This window comes from Paenibacillus terrisolis (assembly GCF_056171975.1).
The window spans coordinates 46,987-66,705 of sequence record NZ_JBKFGG010000030.1; the positions used below are offsets into that span (position 1 = coordinate 46,987).

General features: G+C 51.4%; 23 protein-coding genes. 17 read left to right on the top strand and 6 right to left on the bottom strand.

The window, feature by feature from the left end:
- Positions 1-282 precede the first annotated feature (282 nt).
- The 4 genes from ACI48K_RS20410 (at position 283) to ACI48K_RS20425 (ending at position 3,811) form a co-directional block, all read left to right on the top strand.
- Complete coding sequence (locus tag ACI48K_RS20410) at positions 283-1,641, top strand: cytochrome ubiquinol oxidase subunit I (protein ID WP_475029475.1); 1,359 nt, start codon at positions 283-285, stop codon at positions 1,639-1,641.
- Positions 1,638-2,669: a cytochrome d ubiquinol oxidase subunit II gene (locus ACI48K_RS20415; protein ID WP_475029476.1), complete on the top strand. Its 1,032-nt coding sequence runs from the start codon at positions 1,638-1,640 to the stop codon at positions 2,667-2,669. Before ACI48K_RS20410 ends, ACI48K_RS20415 begins: the two co-directional genes overlap by 4 nt.
- A gap of 8 nt (positions 2,670-2,677) precedes the next feature.
- The gene (gene cydS, locus ACI48K_RS20420; protein WP_475029477.1) at positions 2,678-2,779 is read left to right on the top strand and encodes a cytochrome bd oxidase small subunit CydS family protein; all 102 of its coding nucleotides are present in this window, start codon (positions 2,678-2,680) and stop codon (positions 2,777-2,779) included.
- A gap of 90 nt (positions 2,780-2,869) precedes the next feature.
- On the top strand, positions 2,870-3,811 hold the full coding sequence (locus ACI48K_RS20425; protein WP_475029478.1) for an MBL fold metallo-hydrolase: 942 nt from the start codon (positions 2,870-2,872) through the stop codon (positions 3,809-3,811).
- A gap of 52 nt (positions 3,812-3,863) precedes the next feature.
- On the opposite strand, the gene ACI48K_RS20430 is transcribed toward ACI48K_RS20425, so the two are convergent.
- From ACI48K_RS20430 to ACI48K_RS20445, 4 genes are read right to left on the bottom strand one after another with little or no spacing between them, the layout of a single operon-like run.
- Positions 3,864-4,631, bottom strand: a complete 768-nt coding sequence (locus ACI48K_RS20430; protein WP_475029479.1) for an ABC transporter permease — start codon at positions 4,629-4,631, stop codon at positions 3,864-3,866.
- Positions 4,628-5,545 carry an ABC transporter ATP-binding protein gene (locus tag ACI48K_RS20435; RefSeq protein ID WP_475029480.1) on the bottom strand — a complete coding sequence of 306 codons (918 nt, stop codon included), beginning with the start codon at positions 5,543-5,545 and terminating at the stop codon, positions 4,628-4,630. Before ACI48K_RS20435 ends, ACI48K_RS20430 begins: the two co-directional genes overlap by 4 nt.
- Complete coding sequence (locus ACI48K_RS20440) at positions 5,542-5,745, bottom strand: PLD nuclease N-terminal domain-containing protein (RefSeq protein WP_475029481.1); 204 nt, start codon at positions 5,743-5,745, stop codon at positions 5,542-5,544. The genes ACI48K_RS20435 and ACI48K_RS20440 overlap by 4 nt, the downstream gene beginning before the upstream one ends.
- A 12-nt stretch (positions 5,746-5,757) precedes the next feature.
- Entirely contained in the window at positions 5,758-6,867 is a 1,110-nt protein-coding gene (locus tag ACI48K_RS20445; protein WP_475029482.1) for a helix-turn-helix domain-containing protein, read from the bottom strand.
- A 639-nt stretch (positions 6,868-7,506) separates the two neighbouring features.
- On the opposite strand from ACI48K_RS20445, the gene ACI48K_RS20450 reads away from it, so the two are divergent.
- On the top strand, positions 7,507-9,132 hold the full coding sequence (locus ACI48K_RS20450) for an ABC-F family ATP-binding cassette domain-containing protein (RefSeq protein ID WP_475029483.1): 1,626 nt from the start codon (positions 7,507-7,509) through the stop codon (positions 9,130-9,132).
- An 85-nt stretch (positions 9,133-9,217) separates the two neighbouring features.
- Here ACI48K_RS20450 and ACI48K_RS20455 read toward each other — a convergent pair whose 3' ends face one another.
- Complete coding sequence (locus ACI48K_RS20455) at positions 9,218-9,406, bottom strand: hypothetical protein (protein ID WP_475029484.1); 189 nt, start codon at positions 9,404-9,406, stop codon at positions 9,218-9,220.
- Between the two features lie 199 nt (positions 9,407-9,605).
- Here ACI48K_RS20455 and ACI48K_RS20460 point away from each other — a divergent pair, with 199 nt between their 5' ends.
- From ACI48K_RS20460 to ACI48K_RS20505, 10 genes are all read left to right on the top strand, one after another.
- Positions 9,606-10,475, top strand: coding sequence for a cation diffusion facilitator family transporter (locus ACI48K_RS20460; RefSeq protein WP_475029485.1), 870 nt, complete (start codon positions 9,606-9,608; stop codon positions 10,473-10,475).
- Between the two features lie 259 nt (positions 10,476-10,734).
- On the top strand, positions 10,735-11,748 hold the full coding sequence (locus ACI48K_RS20465) for a C40 family peptidase (protein ID WP_475029486.1): 1,014 nt from the start codon (positions 10,735-10,737) through the stop codon (positions 11,746-11,748).
- A gap of 132 nt (positions 11,749-11,880) precedes the next feature.
- Complete coding sequence (locus ACI48K_RS20470) at positions 11,881-12,456, top strand: hypothetical protein (RefSeq protein ID WP_475029487.1); 576 nt, start codon at positions 11,881-11,883, stop codon at positions 12,454-12,456.
- A gap of 116 nt (positions 12,457-12,572) precedes the next feature.
- Positions 12,573-13,025 (top strand): DUF948 domain-containing protein, encoded by a 453-nt coding sequence (locus tag ACI48K_RS20475; protein ID WP_475029488.1) that lies wholly within the window; start codon positions 12,573-12,575, stop codon positions 13,023-13,025.
- A gap of 18 nt (positions 13,026-13,043) precedes the next feature.
- Positions 13,044-14,201 (top strand): PP2C family protein-serine/threonine phosphatase, encoded by a 1,158-nt coding sequence (locus tag ACI48K_RS20480; RefSeq protein ID WP_475029489.1) that lies wholly within the window; start codon positions 13,044-13,046, stop codon positions 14,199-14,201.
- Positions 14,174-15,115 (top strand): ATP-binding protein, encoded by a 942-nt coding sequence (locus tag ACI48K_RS20485; RefSeq protein WP_475029490.1) that lies wholly within the window; start codon positions 14,174-14,176, stop codon positions 15,113-15,115. Before ACI48K_RS20480 ends, ACI48K_RS20485 begins: the two co-directional genes overlap by 28 nt.
- 59 nt (positions 15,116-15,174) lie before the next feature.
- A complete protein-coding gene (locus ACI48K_RS20490) occupies positions 15,175-15,513 on the top strand; it encodes an STAS domain-containing protein (RefSeq protein WP_475029491.1) in 339 nt (112 codons plus the stop codon).
- 18 nt (positions 15,514-15,531) lie between these two features.
- Positions 15,532-16,002, top strand: coding sequence for an anti-sigma B factor RsbW (gene rsbW / locus ACI48K_RS20495; protein WP_475029492.1), 471 nt, complete (start codon positions 15,532-15,534; stop codon positions 16,000-16,002).
- Positions 15,999-16,772: a sigma-70 family RNA polymerase sigma factor gene (locus ACI48K_RS20500; protein WP_475029493.1), complete on the top strand. Its 774-nt coding sequence runs from the start codon at positions 15,999-16,001 to the stop codon at positions 16,770-16,772. Before rsbW ends, ACI48K_RS20500 begins: the two co-directional genes overlap by 4 nt.
- A 203-nt stretch (positions 16,773-16,975) precedes the next feature.
- Positions 16,976-17,974: an asparaginase gene (locus tag ACI48K_RS20505; RefSeq protein ID WP_475029494.1), complete on the top strand. Its 999-nt coding sequence runs from the start codon at positions 16,976-16,978 to the stop codon at positions 17,972-17,974.
- On the opposite strand, the gene ACI48K_RS20510 is transcribed toward ACI48K_RS20505, so the two are convergent.
- A complete protein-coding gene (locus ACI48K_RS20510; protein ID WP_475029495.1) occupies positions 17,969-18,196 on the bottom strand; it encodes a DUF1128 domain-containing protein in 228 nt (75 codons plus the stop codon). The genes ACI48K_RS20505 and ACI48K_RS20510 overlap by 6 nt on opposite strands.
- A 131-nt stretch (positions 18,197-18,327) precedes the next feature.
- Here ACI48K_RS20510 and yyaC point away from each other — a divergent pair, with 131 nt between their 5' ends.
- Both yyaC and ACI48K_RS20520 read left to right on the top strand, forming a co-directional pair.
- The gene (gene yyaC / locus ACI48K_RS20515) at positions 18,328-18,864 is read left to right on the top strand and encodes a spore protease YyaC (protein WP_475029496.1); all 537 of its coding nucleotides are present in this window, start codon (positions 18,328-18,330) and stop codon (positions 18,862-18,864) included.
- 52 nt (positions 18,865-18,916) lie between these two features.
- A complete protein-coding gene (locus ACI48K_RS20520) occupies positions 18,917-19,708 on the top strand; it encodes an alpha/beta fold hydrolase (protein ID WP_475029497.1) in 792 nt (263 codons plus the stop codon).
- Positions 19,709-19,719: the final 11 nt, after the last annotated feature.

Consider the following 19,719-nt stretch of genomic DNA (forward strand, 5'->3'; position numbering starts at 1 on the left):
TCGTTTATTTTACCTCAAATTTAAGAATTCTGCCTGCCTTGTTCCGAACAATAGAGGAGATTCCCTTATAGCAGGGAGATATAACATGGGTTCGCAGGAATAAAAAGGAATCGAAGCGACACACTAACAGCAGGGAGGCGGTGGACTTGTTCAAAAAACAGGAAAAGACGCTGGCCGTCATTTGTCTTGTTCTTGCCGTCATTATGCTGTACGGGGTCATCAAAGGTTTGATCCGTTACCTGGGTTACTTTTAAAAATTTCGTAGGGAAGCGAGAGTGGCTTATGTCGTCTCTGGATACCGTTACGCTTAGCCGGATGCTTACCGGACTAACGTTGTTCGTGCATATCATATTTGCTACCGTCGGCGTCGGCGTGCCGCTGATGATCGCATTGGCGGAATGGCGGGGCATTCGCACCGGGGATCCGCATTATACCCTGCTGGCCCGCCGCTGGGCCCGGGGGTTCGTCATTTCCGTCGCCATTGGCGTCGTTACGGGAACCTCCATCGGGCTGCAGCTCAGTTTGCTGTGGCCGACGTTCATGCGGGTAGCCGGTCAGGCCATCGCGTTGCCGCTGTTCATGGAGACGTTCGCTTTTTTTATCGAAGCGATATTTCTCGGTATTTATTTGTACACCTGGGAAAGGTTCAAAAGGCCGATGCTGCATCTGCTGCTGCTCATTCCCGTGGCGCTGGGATCTTCCACCTCGGCGTTTTTTATTACGACGCTGAACGCGTTCATGAACACGCCGCAGGGATTTACGCTCAAAAACGGCGTCTTTGCCGATGTCCGGCCTTTGGTCGCCATGTTTAATCCCGCTACGCCAACCAAGGTGTCGCATGTTCTGGCATCCTCCTATACGGTCAGCGCCGGACTGCTCGCCAGCGTGACGGCATACAGCCTGCTGCGCGGCCGCACGCATATCTATTTCAAGAAGGCGCTCAAACTGACGGTGACGGCGATGTTTGTGTTTGCGGTTTCGACGGCGGTGATCGGCGATTTCTCCGGAAAGTTTCTTGCTAAGTACCAGCCGGAAAAGCTGGCGGCCGCGGAGTGGCATTTCGATACGAGAACGCAGGCGCCGCTGATCTACGGCGGGGTGCTTGACGAATCGACCGGGACGGTCAAATATGCGCTAAAGATCCCGTACGCTCTCAGCGTTTTGGCGGGCGGCTTGCCGAATACCCGGGTGATCGGGCTGAATGAGATTCCCGCGGACGAACGGCCTCCGCTGATGATCCATTATATGTTCGACCTGAAAGTGACGATCGGCATTTTGCTCGTATTGATTCCGTTTTTGTACCTGCTTCGACGCCGTCTGCCCGGAAGAGGACGAGAAAAGGGTTACCCGTTGTGGCTGCTGCTCGGGATTCTGGCGCTGGGTCCGCTGGCGATCGTGGCGATGGAGCTTGGCTGGATGTTCGCGGAGTTTGGGCGGCAGCCGTGGATCGTGCGGGGATACATGAGAGTGGGGGAAGCGGCAACCACGCAGACGACGGTTGGGGCGATGCTTGTATTGTTCGCGCTGCTGTATATCGTCTTGTGCTTTTCCTGCGTGATGGTGCTGGCCAAGCTGTTTCGTAACAAAGAAGTTATGGCGGAAATGCGCGAGCTCGGAATTGAGGGGGGAAAGTCATCATGAGTTATGAACTCGTGGGCATCACTGTTTTGTGGACGTTTCTTTTCGGCTATCTGATCGTGGCTTCCGTCGATTTCGGGGCGGGCTTTTTTAGCTATTACAGCGTGGCCACCGGACACGAAAATCAGATTCACGATATCGTTCAACGGTATTTGTCCCCGGTCTGGGAGGTGACGAACGTTTTCCTGATCTTTTTCGTCGTCGGGTTGGTCGGGTTTTTCCCGGACTCGGCGTATTATTACGGCACGGCGCTGCTTGTACCGGGGAGCCTGGTCACTGTTCTTCTTGCACTGCGCGGGGCTTATTACGCATATAACACCTATGGGAGCAGCAAAGAGAACAACAAAACGTACATGGCCATCTACGGGGCGACCGGCTTGCTTATTCCGGCGGCACTTTCGACGATCCTGGCGATTTCCGAAGGCGGAATCATCCGTGAAAGCGGGGGAAGGGTCCTGCTGGATTGGGGCGCCTTTTTCGCCAATCCTTTCACTTGGTCGGTGATCTTGTTGGCATTGGTGTCCGTGCTTTACATCTCCGCCATGTTTTTGGCCTATTATGCCTACCGTGCGGAGGATCAGGCGGCTTTTAAAGTACTGCGCGGTTATGCCCTGCTGTGGAGCGGGCCGACGATCCTTGCCTGCCTGTTTGCCTTTTTCCAAATGAACCGGCAAAACGCGGAGCATTTCGGCAATATGCTGAATATGGCGTGGATGTTTATCGCTTCGTTACTCTGTTATTTCATCGCTGTATATTTGATGTGGAAAAGGGAATATCTCGGATGGTCCTTTCTGTTCGTCATGCTGCAGTTTGCTTTTGCCTGGTACGGCTATGGCCGCTCGCATCTTCCGTTTATCCTCTACGATCAGGTAAGTGTATACGATAGCTTCACGAACGAGACGATGGCCGTCTCGCTGATTGTCGCTTTTGTCGCCGGATTGTGCATACTGGTTCCTTCGCTCTTTTTGCTGATGCGGCTGTTTCTGTTTAACGCCAAATATGTGCGCGGAAGTTCGCCGAAGAAGGGGTGATATCCAGCATGGAACACTTTCTGGTCATGGTTGCTCCGGAGCTTGTCGTGGTTGCCGCCGTACTCTTTTTGTTCCTGTATGCCAATAAATACCGGGACCCTTCCGATTAGAACTTGATTGGATAAAGTCCGGAGATGTTTTAAAATAAAGGAAAAACAGGTGATAACCTGGAGGGGAGTAGAAGGAGGGAAACCCCGGAAATGGCGAGAATTCGCTACAACAACATTGACAACGTAAGCACGGACAAAACCTTGAAGCAGTTCAGACAATGGCGGGAAGAACGCCGCAGGAAGAAGAAAGACTATTCTTATTGCGTCCCCTGCGCGCAGCCCGAGCTTGACTATTTGCTGGCCAACCGGATGGACACGTCCGTAACCTGGATTGGCCATGCCACTTTTTTGCTTCAATACGAAGGGCTGAACATCATCACGGATCCCGTTTGGGCTCTGCGGATGGGATTTCAGCGCCGGCTTACTGCACCGGGCATCTCGATCAAAGATATTCCGCCTATCGATCTCATTTTAATCTCGCATTCGCATTACGATCATATGCATATGGCCTCGATTCGCCGGTTGTACGGAAGCCGGACTTCAATTATTGTTCCGGTCGGGCTGAGCCGCAAACTGAAGCGGAGAGGATTCCACCGCGTACAGGAATTAAGCTGGTGGGAGCATGCGCAAATCGGGAACGTAAAAATTTCTTTCGTTCCCACCCAGCACTGGACTCGCCGAACTTTGTTCGATACCAATACGTCGCACTGGGGCGGGTATGTTTTGGAACCGTTGAAGAGACCGGAGGGGAAAAAGCCAAAGGTGATTTATTTTGCCGGAGACAGCGGGTACTTTCGCGGATTTTCCGAAATCGGGGAGCGGTTCGATATCGACGTAGCGCTGCTGCCGATCGGCGCCTATGAGCCGGAGTGGTTCATGACCTCCCAGCATACGACGCCGGAAGAAGCGCTTCAGGCATTTGTCGATGTCAAAGGCAAACTGATGGTGCCGATGCATTATGGCACGTTCCGGCTCGCCGACGACACCGCGCGGGAGGCGCTGGACCGCCTCGAGGCCGATCGCAAGCGCCGTGGCATCGACGAAGAGACCATCCGGCTGCTGCACCATGGGGAAACGCTGCGGTTACCGTAGCTTCATAGCTTAGCCAATCAGGAGTTTGGAGAGATCCGGACTCCTGACTTTGTCATGGAAGCAGTTGCTTCCTGAATACGGCGGCAGCGGCAGCAATCAGAAGCAGCGAACAGATGCCGGATGTTCCCACGGCGTACAGAAGGTCCGACACTTTTACTGAACCGGTAAGCACTGCTGTGCTTTTTACGGCCAAAGACAGCGGGTTAAACTTCTTGACACTGGGTAAGATGTTCGCCGCTGCCAGAACAACTACAACCGAGCCTGTGAGGAGCAGGGTTCCATAATGGCCTCTAACCAGCGTTGCCGAGAACAGAAGCACAGCCAGCAAAAATATTCCAAATAACCACAAACAGAATACGGAAAACAATAAATGGGATAGTCTGTCGTCCGGGAAAAAATAGACCGTGTAACCCCAAGCAACTCCAAATGCCGCCATGTAGCTGATCGTCCAAATTAAGAACATGGCGATAAATTTGGACAGGACTACGGCGCTTCTCGACAATCCTTTTGTCAGCAAATTGACGAGTGTTCCACGAGATAGCTCTGTCGCCAAAACACCGCTGAATATAATCACGGTCAAAATGAGACCCATCTGGGAAGTGTTTTTGAAAAATTGCATCCAGGAGTCGATGGCGGCGGGTTCAGCGAGGGTTAGGGTCATCCCGTTCGGTACGAAAGAGGACAGGAGTTCGGGCATTAGTTTTGCGGTAAGCGGACTCGACAAGCCAAAAATAAAAAATACAATCAGCATAATAAGCAGTTTATACGTTCGTACACTTTCGAGGAGCTCTTTTTTGAGAAAAGCCGTATAAGTTCTCACTGTACCGCCTCCATAAACAAGGTCTCCAGAGTTGGCTCCATGATTTCAAATTTAAGCGGTGTGATTTGTTTTTCGGAGAGAAGGTCAATTAAATGCCTCCCGCCGCTTTCCATATCTGAAAATCTCACCGTCAAAGATGGACCTTTTTGGGTTATCGTTGCCGCTGCGGAGTCGAATTTCAAGCAATCCCTATAATAAGCGGCCTCCTCCGCGGTTCTAAAATCAATGACAAAACCGTCGTGCCGATGCCGTTTTTTAATTTCGGAGAGCGTGCCGTTAAGCGCCAGCTTTCCTTCATGCAATACGGCAACATGATCGCAGATGCGCTCAACATCCGTAAGAATATGGGTGGACAAAACTACGGTCGTCTTTCCTTTTGCTGCGGATAAAACTTCGAGAATCTCTTTTCTGCCCACCGGGTCAAGCGCGGAGGTCGGCTCATCGCAAATCAGCAACCGCGGCTCGTGCAGCAATGCCTGAGCAATGCCCAGCCGCTGTTTCATCCCGCGGGAAAACCCGCTGATCCTCCGCTTTACATCTCCAAGTCCGACAAGCGCTAGAAGTTCTTCGCTTCTTTTTTTGATTTTAGCCTTCGGCAATCCCGTGATTTCACCGCAAAGCGAAAGATATTCCATGGGACTCATGTAACCGTAAAATGACGGAACGTCGGGCAGGTAGCCAATATGACGATTGCTTTTCGTTTCCCCGTAGCTCACTTTGTCGCCGCAGACAGTAATAATGCCCGCATCCGGTTTGATTAGTCCCAATATCATTTTCATGGTTGTTGTTTTTCCTGCGCCGTTTTGTCCGACAAAGCCGAATACCGAGTGTTCGGGAACCGATAAATCCAATCCACTGATTACGGAATGCTCCCCAAAACGTTTATAAAGCTGTTTGATTTCCAGAATAGTCACTGTTCCTCACCTCTGCCGAAAACAAAATAGACAATTGGCCCGACTGTGTTCACAAGCAAAACGATAACGATCCACAGCGCTTTGCTGCCGAAACGATAGCGGGGATGCTTCAAAACATGGATGAACGCTGTAATCGCCAAAACAAGCTGTGCCGCCCCAAGAGGAATGAGAAAGGGCAAATATTCTTTAAGCGTTACCATATGTTTAGCCTCCTAAGGGATGTTTTTTTTCAGCTTTTCTACGATTTGCAGAAAACGCGGATCGTCCTTGAGTGACGTAAAATTGGGGTTGTCGATGACGATACCGGACATGCTTTGTCTTGCTGTTCTTTCGTCTCGAGGAAGAGCCGTGCCTAAGTCCATATCATCAAGCCACCCGTCGACCAAATCAAAAAAATCGTCTCCGTGCAGGCGCAGCGGGTAAATCTCCCCGGTCACCACCTCGGAATAGCATTGCAGCATATCCAGCGCCTTATCATTCTTGCCTTGCCCGACATAGGCTTGCGCGGCCGAGATATAGACATTGATGAAAACGGCGGGGTGAAGATGCTTTAAATCAAAGGCATCCGCGACGACAAGCGTACGTCGCAACACTTCCTCATGTTTGTCCGGAACGTTTGCGCAGAGCGAAAGATAGGCAATGAAGAAATTGAAGAGCACCACGATGTTTTGATAGATTCCGGCCTGCAAGACCGATTTTGCGTCTTCGATTCGACCGGTTAATTGATAAGCGGATGCCAGTAGGGACTCAGGCGGCAACGCCGGCGTGGTTGCTCCTTCCAGGAGCTCCAGAGCTGCATTGGGATCGCCGACGGAAATCCGGCACAGCGCTTCCATATAAATAGCTTGTTTTACTAATTCGACATCCCCGCTTTCCGTTTTAACGCGCACAAACAGGTCCATGGCTTCCCGGACGAGAAGAATCGCCTTTTCTTGCTCCTTGGAAAGCGTGCTGTGGTTTAGAATCAACACCCCCATTTGAAAAAGCAGGGGAAAACAAGCAAAATACTTTTTAACGGCTTCGCGACAACGGTTCATCACTTCATCAAAGGCTTCGGATGCAAAGTCGGCGGATAACTTTTGATAAAGCTTACGAATGTTCTCTTTGGTCATTTGCGGTTTGTAGTCCATGAGATCATCGATGGTGATATTGAAGTATGCCGCTAGCTGCGGAAGCAAAGCAACGTCCGGGTAACTTTGTCCCGTTTCCCATTTAGAGACGGAAGCTTTGGATACGCCAATAAAACCGGCAAGCTCATCTTGAGTGATTGCTTTTTCCTTCCGTTTATTAACAAGTACTTTCGCAATGTTTATTTCTTTCATTCAGCCCACCTCCCTAACTAGTCGATCAAACCGGAAATAACGTGGTTCATCTGCTGTTGGTATCCCTCCGCTAATGGATACCCTATGAGGACTCCATGACTAAAGGTACTCCATCAAAATAACGGCACGATATGGTCTTATTTTACGGATCCCGGCGTGGCCTTCATCAATAAGGAAACTTTTTGGCCTTATTTTCCAACAATCGGTGCAAAAAGCGGCGATCTCCCGGCAATTCGAGAAAATAGCGCCTTTCCAGTCCTCTATTTCACGCAAAACGAGGGATACCGATCCAATAGCGCCTTTTTGTTCCCTTATATTTAAGTTTCTGAGAGGCCTTTGTGTTTTTCAACAGGCTAATGGGGGGAATAGGGGCTGTTTTCCCAAACCAAAGCCCCTCAAAGTTCCCTGTCATGCTCACGTTATTTCAGGAACCTTCTTCTACTAGTTTACCGGATAGGCACGAAGTGCAAAATGGATTTGCGGTTGATTTCGGTTGAATAAATCAACTTTGGGGAAACATTCAGCAGGAATAGTTCCTCGGCAGGAAGACAATCGGCGTCATGACTCAACTTCAGGGACGATATGTGCTATAATATTGAGCCAGTAGTGTGATAACTCATAAAGGATGGGATTATTTCAATGATCAGTACGAGCGGTGTAACGCTCCGTTACGGAAAACGGGCACTTTTTGAAGACGTAAATATAAAATTCACGCCGGGCAATTGCTACGGTTTGATCGGCGCAAACGGGGCGGGGAAATCCACGTTCCTGAAGATTCTGTCCGGCGAAATCGAGCCGAACCAGGGCGAAGTGTTCATGACGCCGGGCGAAAGAATGGCCGTGCTGAAACAGGACCACTATGAGTACGACGAGTATCAAGTGCTGGAGACGGTCATTGTGGGTCACGCCAGACTGTACTCGATTATGAAAGAGAAAGACGCTTTGTACGCCAAAGCCGACTTTTCCGAAGAAGACGGCATGCGCGCCGGGGAACTCGAAGGCGAATTCGCTGAGCTGAACGGCTGGGACGCAGAGTCGGATGCGGGAGCGCTCCTGATCGGCCTTGGAATTCCGCGCGAGCTTCACGACAAGAAGATGGCGGAGCTTAGCGGCAACGAGAAAGTGCGAGTGCTGCTGGCGCAAGCGCTGTTCGGCCGTCCGAACAACCTGCTGCTCGACGAACCTACCAACCACTTGGATCTTGAATCGATCCAGTGGCTCGAGAACTTCCTTATGGATTATGAAGGTACCGTCATCGTCGTATCCCATGATCGTCACTTCCTGAACAAGGTGTGTACGCAAATCGCGGATATCGATTTCGGCAAAATACAAATGTACGTCGGGAACTATGATTTCTGGTATGAGTCCAGCCAGCTTGCGCAGCAGCTGCAGCGGGACGCCAACAAGAAGAAAGAAGAGAAGATTAAAGAGCTTCAAGCCTTTATTCAACGCTTCTCCGCGAATGCTTCGAAATCGAAGCAGGCGACTTCCCGGAAGAAACAGCTCGACAAAATCACGCTGGAAGACATCCGTCCTTCCAACCGGAAATATCCGTTCCTGAACTTCAAGGCGGAGCGCGAAGCCGGGAAGCAGCTGCTTACGGTTGACGGCCTGAGCAAAAGCCTTGAAGGCGAGCCGGTGCTGGATAAAGTCAACTTCGTCGTTAACAAAGGTGACAAAATCGCTTTCGTCGGACCAAACGGACTGCCGAAATCGACGTTGTTCCAGATCGTTATGGGCGAACTGGAAGCCGACGGCGGAGAGTACAGCTGGGGGGTTACAACGTCCCAAGCTTATTTTCCGAGAGACAACTCCAGCTACTTTGACGGCGTCGATTTGAACTTGGTGGAATGGCTGCGGCAGTTTTCCAACGATCAGGACGAAACGTTCCTGCGCGGCTTCCTCGGCCGGATGCTCTTCTCCGGAGAAGAAGCGCTCAAGAAGGCGAGCGTGTTGTCCGGGGGCGAGAAGGTCCGCTGCATGCTGGCCAAAATGATGCTCAACGGAGCCAATGTCCTGCTGTTCGACGAACCGACGAACCACCTCGATCTGGAGTCCATTACGGCGCTGAACAACGGGCTGATCGATTTCGACGGAACGATCCTGTTCACGTCCCATGACCATCAGTTCATTCAGACGATCGCCAACCGCATCATCGAGATTACGCCAAACGGCCTTATCGATCGCGTTATGTCGTATGATGAGTATTTGGAAAACGAAGAAATTCAAAACATGCGGAAAAGCATGTATCCCGAAGAGGAATAACCTCAAGGGTCAACAAACAATCAAGCCGCACGGCGGTCCTGATTCCAGGATCGCCGTGCGGCTTGATTTTGTCGTTCTTTCGGTTTTACGAACCACCGGTGCGGCGGCGTTGATTGTTTTGTCGTTTATTATTTTGGCTTTTCAGCGCTTTGGTTTGGGTACTGTCGTTTATACCCGGACGGTTCCCGTTTAGCTGCTGTTGTTTTTTCTGCTGCAGCTTCTGCCGCATTGCTTCGGCCAAATCGACTTTGCGGGGTTCGTTATTTTCCGTCATTGATATCATCTCCTCGAACTTGAAAAGGGGCTGTCCTTATTCTATACGTTTTTAAATGTGCGTACAACGGGAATAATGACCCTTAGGCTGTTTTCACCTGGGGAAACACTGTTTCTCTAGACACACACGGTTTTCGTTTGCTACCATGATTAAACGGTTTTCATTTTTTGTTTCGGGGAGAAGCCTGGAGGTGCAGGATTTGGATATTTATGAAGACATACGAAAAGGGGAACGCGGGGCGTGGGTTAGTATAGCGGCCTATTTACTGCTGTCGGCGTTTAAACTGATCAGCGGTTTTTATTTCGCGTCAAGCGCTCTGCAGGCCGACGGATTCAACAACTTGACCGACATCGTGGCGTCGGCGGCGGTTTTGGTCGGATTGCGAATTTCGCAAAAACCCCCGGATTCCAATCATGCTTACGGGCATTTTCGAGCCGAGACGATCGCTGCGCTTGTCGCTTCTTTTATTATGGCTATGGTTGGGCTGCAGGTCATTATCGGCGCGGTGCGCACTTTATGGCAAGGCGAGAGCGTCGAGCCGGATATTCGGTCGGCCGTGATCGCGCTTGTGTGCGCGGCGGCGATGTGGGGCGTATATTTGTTTAACCGGCGCTTGTCCAAGCAAATTAATAATCGGGCGCTTATGGCGGCTGCGAAAGATAATTTTTCGGACGCCATGGTCAGCGTGGGCGCGGCGGTTGGAATTTTTGGAGCTCAGTTTGGCATTCCCTGGCTTGACGGAGTCGCCGCCATGGCCGTTGGGGTGCTAATCTGCTGGACGGCGTGGGGGATTTTCCGCGAGTCCACCCATAATCTGACCGACGGATTTGATGAGAAGGAGCTTCGCGATCTCCGCAGCTCGATTGCCCGAATCAAAGGGGTGGATGGCATCAAAGACCTTAAAGCCCGGGTACACGGCAACCATGTGCTCGTGGATGTCGTGATCGAGGTGGATCCCCAGCTGACTGTAATGGAGAGCCATCAGATCAGCGATCGGGTAGAGGAACGGATGCAGCGGGTGCAAAACGTAATGCACGTGCACGTTCATGTAGAACCAAAAACAAGTTAAAATGAATAAGGATCAAGACCCGGCCCATGCGGCCGGGTTTTTTGGCATTTTCGGGAATTTCGGCTGCCGTCAAATGCAGGATGTGGCCCTATTGTCTTATATGATTGGGGCTAATTAGGAACATCGTCTTGAATATATGTGAGGATCGACGGATTCAGACAAACTTCGACAAGGGATATAATGGGGGTAAGTCCAAGGAAAGGAGAAATGATAAACCATTTGCTAATCGCACCAAGATCATGCTGAGGAGGCTATTTCTTTGAAAAAAAGCTTTGTTATTGCCATGTTGAGCGCCATTCTTCTAACTTCCTATACAACTTACCCCCATCAGACCGAAGCGTCGGCTTCGGCTGCCAGCGTAACCAAAGGTCATATCGAAAGCGGAGTGAATTTCCGCGACAAACCGTCTTTGTCCGGCAAGGTGATCGGATTCCTGAAGAAGGGCTCCGACGTTATCGTTTTGGATCAAGGTAATAAATATTTCTATAAGGTACAGACGACGGACGGTAAAGTAGGTTACATCAGCGCATCGGACAAGTACCTGAGTGTAGATGCTCCCGCATCCGGCGGCACAGGGCCGGATTTGGGTTGGTCTGCGAAGGTTATCTATGGAGTGAATTTGCGGGATAAACCGTCCACCTCGGGCGATGTCATTAAGATGCTGCAGAAAGGCACGACGTTGACGATCCTTTCGCAGAGCAACACCTACTTTTATAAAGTGAAGACGGCTGACGGGAGAACCGGGTACGTAAGCACGGACGACAAGTACTTAGAAATAAGCGGAAAAGGAGGGACAACCCCTCCATCGCAACCACCGGCTACCGCTCCTTCGTCTGACAAAATCGAGTCGGTGATCCACACGGGCATGAAATACTTGGGAACCCCGTACGAATATGGCTCGAACCGGAACACGACGACAACCTTCGACTGCTCCGACTTTGTAAGACAAGCCTATAAGGAAGCTTTGGGAATCGTGCTGCCGGCCGATTCGCGCCAGCAAGGCGATTACATTAAGAACAACGGAACGGCGGTTTATAACATCAGCAGCTTGAAGCGGGGGGACCTCGTTTTCTTCATGAGCTATAAAGGCTCTTCCGCATCCGCCTATAATGGGGTCAACAAAAGCAACGAGAAAATTACGCACGTAGCCATTTATCTCGGGAACGCCCAACTGTTGCACACGTATTCCAACGAATCGGGCGGCGTGAAAGTCGATAACCTGGACGGCTCGTGGGTGTATCGTTTCATGTACGGCGGCAGCGTGTTGAAATAGGGTTTGTATCAAACGTTTAAGCTCCGCGAAAGGATGCGTGGAATCGCCATGCTTTCACGCGGAGCTTTTTTGAATTTCATCGTTTACCCATGTACTATTAGAAGAAACGGACGTTTCGAAAGGAGGCTACCGATGGGGAAACGGTTGCTTCGTCTTTTTTTCTCTTTGCTGCTTCTCGTTATTTTGTTCGCGGCCGCTGTGTTGTTGTACATCCGCCCGTCGCAGACGCTTGACCTGAGTTATTCCGATATATCTTGGAAAGACAAGCTGGTCGCCATGGTCCAAAACCAAGCCCCCGAATTGACGCTGTCGGGCGACGAGTTAAGCCAGCTCGTTAAACGGGGAATTGCCGAAAACGCCGCGAAGGCAGAAGGGCCGGTTCGGGTTACGGGAGCGGAAGTGCATTTGAGCGGCGATTTGCTTGATGCGGACGTTAACGCGGCTTGGGGGCCGCTGAGTTTTGGCGGAACGGGCCATTACAAAATGACTTATGCCGCAGGGAAGCTGACAATGACTCCGCAATCCCTGAGTATCAAAAAACTTTCATTTTCTCCGGAAACTATCGGCTTAACTCCTGTAGAAATCGATCTTAATTCTTATCTTCCGCCGGTGGTGCAGGTGAACGGACTGGAATTTCGGGGAGATTCGATCGTTTTAAGCTTTCATCTCGACTGGCTGGAGCTCGCCCGGTATCTGCAAACGCTTTGACAACTTGATACTTTCCTCTTTCTTTCATGGAAAATTATTGTATAGTGAATTTAAGAGCCTCTCCAGGCTCAGGTTTGCACGGCAGTATCCATCAGGGAAGGAAGAGAGGGGACGGCATGATTTGGGAGCTAAGCGTTGCGTTCATTGCCGGGGCATTTGTAGTACTGGTCATATTCCTTATCAAAACTTTAAAGGCAGCGGAAAATTCGCTGAATAAAACAAGTCAAACGCTGCAGGAAGTACAGAAGACGATCGAGGAGTTGAGCTCCGAGGTGAAGCAGGTCGTCAAGCAAGCGAACGAAATTACGGGTGATTTGCAGCATAAGATGCAGCAGATGGATCCGGTTCTGGAGTCCGTAAAAAATGTCGGCGACGTATTAAGCGAGGTTACTTTAGCCGCGAAGCAGGTATCCACCTCGATCATCGGCAAAATGAGCCATGTACATAAGGGGGCTAAAGCGGGAGCAAGCGAAGTTCCGGCTCCCACACCCGCCGCTGACGTCAAGCAGCCGAATTGGATAAAATGGGTGGATATTGCCACGGGGGTATGGCAGAAATATCGTTCCTAAGTATACAAGGAGAACGCTATGAAAATTTTAATCGTAGACGACAATCCCACGAATATCATTATCATGCGCGAAATTCTGAAGCGGGCGAATTATCACGATACGTATGCCGCCGATTCGGCCGGAGATATGTTTGAAAAGCTGGGTGTCGACCATTCCGGGACTAACGGAGAGGCGGCAGCCGGCTTTTCGGATATTGATCTGATTTTGCTGGATATGATGATGCCGGAGCTGGACGGCGTTGAAGCCTGCCGCCGGCTGCAGCGATACGAAAATCTTAAGGATATCCCGGTCATTATGGTTACGGCCGTCGGCGACTCCAATAAACTGGCGGCCGCGCTGGAGGCCGGCGCCGTCGATTATGTAACCAAGCCGGTCAATAAGGTGGAATTGATCGCTAGAATTCGGCTGGCGCTGAGGCTGAAACAGGAGAAAGACTGGCACAGGGAGCGGGATGAGCGGATTCAGGAGGAACTGAAGCTGGCTGCTCTGGTTCAAAATGCCGTGCTGACACCTCCGATTCGGGATTCCCGCATTGAAATCGACGCCATCTACCAGCCCTCGTTTGAACTTGCCGGAGACTTGTACAGCTGGTATCCGCTTGGAGAAGACCGGTACGCGGTCATTTTGCTGGATATGATGGGCCACGGCATTCCCTCCTCTTTGTTCTGCATGTTTATCTCCTCGGTTTTGAAAGACACGGTAAATACCTACGTTGAACCCGAAAAAGTGATTCAAGAGCTGAATCGGCGTTTTAATCAATTACATATAGACAGCAAGTTGATTCAGTATTATTTCACGGCGATCTATCTTGTGGTCGACACCAGGTACAAAAAAATTGATTATGTTAACGCGGGGCATCCCCCGGCGATTCTTTACGGACAAGACGGCTCGGTTACCAGGCTGGACCGGGTGGGACCGCCCGTCGGTCTTTTCGATACGATCGAAGCCGCTACGCAAAGTCTCTCCTATGCCGGAGAAGGGCATATCGTGATTTACACGGACGGATTAACCGAGACAATGCCTGGAACGAGAGACGAGCAAATGGAGTGGCTGGAAAAAACACTGCAAGAGGGGCATGTTTTTCCCAAAGAAGAAATGACACGATTGTTTTTTGACCGCAGAATTCCAGGGGAACGGGAGGACGACAAATGCCTGGTGTGGATATCGCTGAAGTAAACGGAGGGAAATTGAGGGAGCGATGCAAAGTGCTGCTCGTAAATCTGAAGCGAAGGGCAGAAATGCTGGCGGAGACGTTTTTTCCGGGACAACGCCTTGAAGCACTGCATCATCAGCTTCGGCAAGCCGAGCTTGAACTCGCCAGGGTGAATCATGAACTGATTCAGGCCAAAGAGGAGGCGGAGCTTGCCGCCAAGGTTAAAACGGAGTTTTTGGCGATGATGAACCATGAGATCCGTACTCCGATGAACGGGATCATTTCTATGGTCGAACTGCTGCAGGAAACCGAGCTGGGTCACGAGCAGAAGCAATACGCCCAAATCATTCGAAGCAGCGCCGACACCCTGATGTCGACCATTGGCGGGATCTTGGATTTCGCCAAGCTGGGTTCCGAAAAGCTGGAGCTGGAGGAAGGACCGTTTTGCCTGATTCCGGGCATCGAGGAAGTGTTCAGCCTGTTTGCCAAGGATGCGGCGCGCAAAGGGTTAAAGCTCGCATATTTCGTCGATAAGCGAATCCCGGCCGTTTTATGGGGCGATCTGCAGCGGCTTCGGCAAATTTTGGTCAATCTGATTGCCAATTCCATCAAATTTACCGATCAAGGCGGCGTTACGCTGACCGTTTCCGCCGGCGCCAAGACGGATCGCGAAATCATGCTAAACTTTTGCGTTAGGGATACCGGAATCGGCATTGCGCCGGACAAAATGGACAAGCTTTTTGAGCCGTTCACGCAGTTGGACGGTTCGATGAGGAAAAAGTATGGCGGAACGGGTCTGGGGCTTGCGATCTGCAAAACGCTGGTTAACCGGATGGGTGGAGAAATTTGGGCGGAGTCTCAAGCGGGAGAAGGGGCCGATTTTATTTTCACGATTAAGGCAGGCACGCATGAAGAGGAACCGGATGCGCTCGATTGATTCATGGAAAGTTTTGAGGGGTTATGTATTAAGAAAACATTTTTCAGGAGAGAGTGGCTATGAATACGAATAAGCATGAAAAATTTTCCGCTTCATCACATCTGGAGAACGGCACCTGCACGGTATATTTGCGCGGCGAGCTGGACCTTTCCGTTGCTCCCGAATTTCGACAGATGCTGGAACCGCTCGTAGGGGACGACGCTAACGATTTGGTCGTTAATCTGAAAGAGCTTAAATATATCGACAGTACGGGGATCGGCATTTTGCTGTCTATTTTGAAGGCAAGACAAGGCATGCAGGCCGGTTTTTACGTCGAAGAGACGCAAAGCCAGATTCAAAAGCTGTTTGAACTGACGGGTATCGCGAAGTTTTTTGCAGCCAAGGAGAATTCCCAATAGGAAAGGATCGAGAAAGTAATGGTAGAGGAAGTACAAGAAACGCGGGAAACGCAAAAAGTGGTTATCCGCTTGCCGGCTACGGCGGAATTCGTAGACGTCGTCAGATTGAATTTATACGGTATCGCCTCCAAGATGGGCTTCTCATATGAGGATATTGAAGATATGAAAGTCGCGGTGTCGGAAGCCTGCAATAACTCCGCTCTTTATGCGTACAAGCATGGGCAAGGAATGATGGAAGTCACATTTGAAATGCTGCCCGAGGTATTGTCGATCACGGTAAGGGACGAAGGAGGAAGCTTTGAGTCGTGGGGCGGGGAAAGCAAGCACGTGACGCTGCACGACAAGGAATTGAGCGAGGTTCAGATCGGAGGTTTAGGGTTTTATCTCATGCAGGCGCTAATGGATGAAGTTATCGTCGAGAGCGAAGCCGGACAAGGGACGAAGGTGACGATGTCCCGGCGGCTGATCAAGAGCGAGGAGAAAGTATGACGGGTAAAATGACTCCCCCCGAGTCCTCAAACGAATCCAACCGGTTGATCGAGGCTTATCAGCAGACCAAGGACAACGAAATTGCCACGGTGCTGATTCAAAAATACGATTCCATGGTAAAAATGGCTGCGGGGAAAATTGCCCGAAACCGGCCTGATTTGTATGAGGATTTGTACCAGGTGGGAGAGATGGCGCTGATCCGGCTGCTGCAGCAGTTTGATGTCCGGCTGGGGACTCCGTTCGAGCCCTATGCGATGAAAAGTATGATCGGCCATATGAAAAACTATTTGCGGGACAAGTCCTGGTATATTCAGGTTCCACGAAGAATCAAGGAAAAAGGCGCACTCGTGCAGCAAGCCATCGATGAGCTTACCCTTAAGCTGGAACGTTCGCCGGGAGTTAACGAAATCGCGGAGTACCTTGGCCTTTCGGTGGAAGAAACGCTTGAAGTGCTGGCGGGACGCGAATGCTATCATTATATATCGCTCGATTCGCCGCTTTCCTTGGAGGAAAGTGCCGCGACACTCGGCGAGTTAATCAGCGTGGAGACCAATGATTACGATACGGTGGAGAAAAGAATGGATTTACAGCAGGCGCTTGCCCAATTGAAGGAGCAGGAGCAGCGGGTGCTGCTGCTGGCATTTCAGGAGGGACAATCGCAAAGGGCGATCGCCCAGAAACTCGGCATGTCGCAAATGAGCGTTTCCCGCATTCAAAAACGGGCGACGGAGAAGCTGAAGCAAATTATGCTCAGCAGGAACCCGGACTAGGTGAGGGAGATTTAATATAAAGAAAATTCAAGGTTGCTCCTATCCGCCATTCAGACGGCTTTCGGGGGAACCTTTTTTGCGCCCGAAAAAGCGAAACAGTTCCATTTATAGGCGCTTGAGGCAAGGAGCGGGGATAGCCATCGCCCGCCCCCTGTACTATACTGTAGTGATGAAAGCAGGAATCGAAGGGGAGAAACTTTAGGATGGAAACTACACTGATTCATGAATACCGCGCCGGCCTGTCCGAATGCGCCCACTTCGGGCATATCTGTATTGTTGACGAAACGGGGAACGTTGTGAAATCCGCGGGAGATCCGCATTACCGGGCGTTTACACGCTCATCGGCCAAACCGTTCCAGGCGCTTCCGGGAATCCGCGCCGGCATCAAAGAAGCGTACCAATTTACCGATGCCGAGGTTGCGATCATGGCCGCTTCCCATCGCGCCGAAGAAGTTCACGTCCATACGCTGGAACATCTCCTTGAAAAAGCCGGCCTGCAGGAAGACGATCTCGTCTGTGCGCCCAGCCTGCCTCTGGATCCGTCGGCCATGGAAGATCTGCTGCGCCATGGCGGAGCGCGCCGGCGTTTATACCATAATTGCTCGGGAAAACACTTGGGCGTGCAGGCTTATTGCAAACTGAAAGGCTATCCGCTGGAGAATTACAATTCGCCCGACCATCCGGTGCAGCGTGAAATTCTCGCCACATTATCGAATTTGGCTGAATATCCGCAGGACGAAATCCGCCTGGGGACCGACGGCTGCGGTTTTCCTGTGTTTAATCTGCCTTTGTCGGCGCTGGCTACGGCTTATTTGAAGCTGGCTTGTCCGGATTTGATCTCCGATACGGCGACAGCGGCTGCGGCAACGACCATTGCCTCGGCCATGAATCTTCATCCGCGGTTGGTAGCGGGAACCGGAAAAGTCGACTCCATTTTGCTGGAGGATTCCAATATTGTCGCCAAAGGCGGATTCAAAGGGGTCTACGCTTTTGCTCTGCGCAAGGAGCGGCTTGCCGTTACCTTTAAAGTGCTTGACGGTTCGGAGGAAGAGTGGGGGTTGATTGTGCTGTCCATCTTGGAGCAGCTTGGCTACGAAAACCGGGAGACGCTTCGCCAATTGCGCAGCGCCTTCCCGGCGGCCATTACGAATGATGCGGGATGGGAAGTAGGTCATTCCGAAGCGGTCTTTACTCTTTTATGAATGGCTGCGGAGTTTGCCGAGCTCCTGGGCTACCGCTTCCACTTCGGAAATGCTGAGCTTTTCTTTCATCATAACGACTTCATAGACGTCGAAGATGTCGTCATACCGGTCGATATGGAACGCGGATCCGGTCATGGCCGCTCCGCTCGCCATTTTCAGCTTGGATTTGATGGCCTCGATCATATATTCGATATTTTCCCGGCTTTTTACTGATAGATCCATAAAGAGCTTCATCCTTCCTTGAATCGAATTCTTTAGACATTGTACCATGGTCGAGCGAAGTTCACGAGGTTTTGCGGTGGGCGCTTGGGTTGCGGTACAATCATGATAAATATCACGGGAGGGGGCCATCGATGCGGTTGAACGATTTCAAAACCTGGCCCAAAGCGGGTCATGAGCGTATCAAGCTTGACGGTAGCGAGTTGGCCGGTTTTTTTCAAGATATCCGCCGCAGGCATGCAGATGAGCCGTTTACTTTTCTGTGCATCGGCACGGACCGGTCGACGGGGGACGCGCTTGGCCCGCTCGTAGGCACACGCCTGGAGGAGCTTGGGATCCCGAACGTCGTCGGAACTTTAAGCCATCCGTGCGATGCCGTTAATTTGGAGGCGAGAATGGCCGGCATCCCGGAAGAACGGATCATCATCGCCATCGATGCCTGCTTGGGAAACGCCGCTTCCGTAGGATCCTACCTTGTGTCGGCAAAGCCTTTGCAGCCGGCCGAGTCGGTTGGCGGGACGCTTCCCGCCGTAGGACACTACAGCCTCGAAGCCGTCGTTAACGTCAACGGGAATAAACCATATTGGACGCTGCAAATGACTTCGCTGTATAAAGTGATGCAGATGGCGGAAGAAATCGCCCGGTCGGCTGCAGCGGCATTTTGCGATTAACCGGATACAAACGAAACACCCCCATCATTATACGGAGAGAAGGAACGCGAAGGTGGACAAAATGACGGTTAACGGACTGACGATCTCCTATGAAGAACAAGGGCAAGGTGAAACTGTCGTCTTGCTGCACGGTTTTTGCGGCGGCTTGGCTTATTGGGAAAAAGTGCAGCCAATGCTCGCGGCGCAATATCGTGTCATTGCTCCGGACCTTCGGGGACACGGCTCCACAGACGCCCCAATGGGCGCGTATACGATTGAACAGATGGCCGACGATGTGGCAGATTTGCTGCAAGCGCTTGGCGTCCATAGATATACCTTGCTTGGGCATTCCATGGGCGGCTACGTCACGCTGGCCTTGGCTGAACGCTACGCTTCCCGTCTGAACGGCTTCGGACTGATTCATTCGACCGCCTATCCGGATGGGGAAGAAGCGAAAGAAAAACGGCTTCAAGCCGTGTCGGCAATCCGCTCGGAGGGGATCACCAAGTTCGTCGATGGTCTGGTGCCGGGGCTATTTGCCCCCGGAGCCGCGGAGACCGAGGTGGACAGAGCGAAAGAGATCGGCTACCGCACGCCGCCGCAAGGCGCTTCCGGCGCGGCGCTGGCTATGCGGGAACGGCCGGATCGCAGAGAGGTAATGTCCTTGACGGAACTTCCGCTGCTGCTCGTCGCCGGTGAAAACGACGCCGTGATTCCGATTCAGCGGACGTTTACGGCTGAAGGAGCCCATGTCACCAAAGCGGTGATCAAAGGAGCGGGACATATGAGCATGTATGAAGCTCCCGAGCAACTCTCCGCCGTGATTTCCGACTTTCTGCGCGCAATATCGGAATCCCGGCCATAAGCTAAGCAAAG

Coding starts and splice junctions, on each gene's coding strand:
- ACI48K_RS20455 (WP_475029484.1), bottom strand. CDS start 9,406: ATGACGGAAAATAACGAACCCCGCAAAGTCGATTTGGCCGAAGCAATG.
- cydS (WP_475029477.1), top strand. CDS start 2,678: ATGGAACACTTTCTGGTCATGGTTGCTCCGGAGCTTGTCGTGGTTGCC.
- yyaC (WP_475029496.1), top strand. CDS start 18,328: ATGCGGTTGAACGATTTCAAAACCTGGCCCAAAGCGGGTCATGAGCGT.
- ACI48K_RS20445 (WP_475029482.1), bottom strand. CDS start 6,867: ATGAAAGAAATAAACATTGCGAAAGTACTTGTTAATAAACGGAAGGAA.
- ACI48K_RS20485 (WP_475029490.1), top strand. CDS start 14,174: ATGCCTGGTGTGGATATCGCTGAAGTAAACGGAGGGAAATTGAGGGAG.
- ACI48K_RS20425 (WP_475029478.1), top strand. CDS start 2,870: ATGGCGAGAATTCGCTACAACAACATTGACAACGTAAGCACGGACAAA.
- ACI48K_RS20410 (WP_475029475.1), top strand. CDS start 283: ATGTCGTCTCTGGATACCGTTACGCTTAGCCGGATGCTTACCGGACTA.
- rsbW (WP_475029492.1), top strand. CDS start 15,532: ATGGTAGAGGAAGTACAAGAAACGCGGGAAACGCAAAAAGTGGTTATC.
- ACI48K_RS20480 (WP_475029489.1), top strand. CDS start 13,044: ATGAAAATTTTAATCGTAGACGACAATCCCACGAATATCATTATCATG.
- ACI48K_RS20500 (WP_475029493.1), top strand. CDS start 15,999: ATGACGGGTAAAATGACTCCCCCCGAGTCCTCAAACGAATCCAACCGG.
- ACI48K_RS20470 (WP_475029487.1), top strand. CDS start 11,881: ATGGGGAAACGGTTGCTTCGTCTTTTTTTCTCTTTGCTGCTTCTCGTT.
- ACI48K_RS20440 (WP_475029481.1), bottom strand. CDS start 5,745: ATGGTAACGCTTAAAGAATATTTGCCCTTTCTCATTCCTCTTGGGGCG.
- ACI48K_RS20505 (WP_475029494.1), top strand. CDS start 16,976: ATGGAAACTACACTGATTCATGAATACCGCGCCGGCCTGTCCGAATGC.
- ACI48K_RS20490 (WP_475029491.1), top strand. CDS start 15,175: ATGAATACGAATAAGCATGAAAAATTTTCCGCTTCATCACATCTGGAG.
- ACI48K_RS20415 (WP_475029476.1), top strand. CDS start 1,638: ATGAGTTATGAACTCGTGGGCATCACTGTTTTGTGGACGTTTCTTTTC.
- ACI48K_RS20475 (WP_475029488.1), top strand. CDS start 12,573: ATGATTTGGGAGCTAAGCGTTGCGTTCATTGCCGGGGCATTTGTAGTA.
- ACI48K_RS20510 (WP_475029495.1), bottom strand. CDS start 18,196: ATGGATCTATCAGTAAAAAGCCGGGAAAATATCGAATATATGATCGAG.
- ACI48K_RS20450 (WP_475029483.1), top strand. CDS start 7,507: ATGATCAGTACGAGCGGTGTAACGCTCCGTTACGGAAAACGGGCACTT.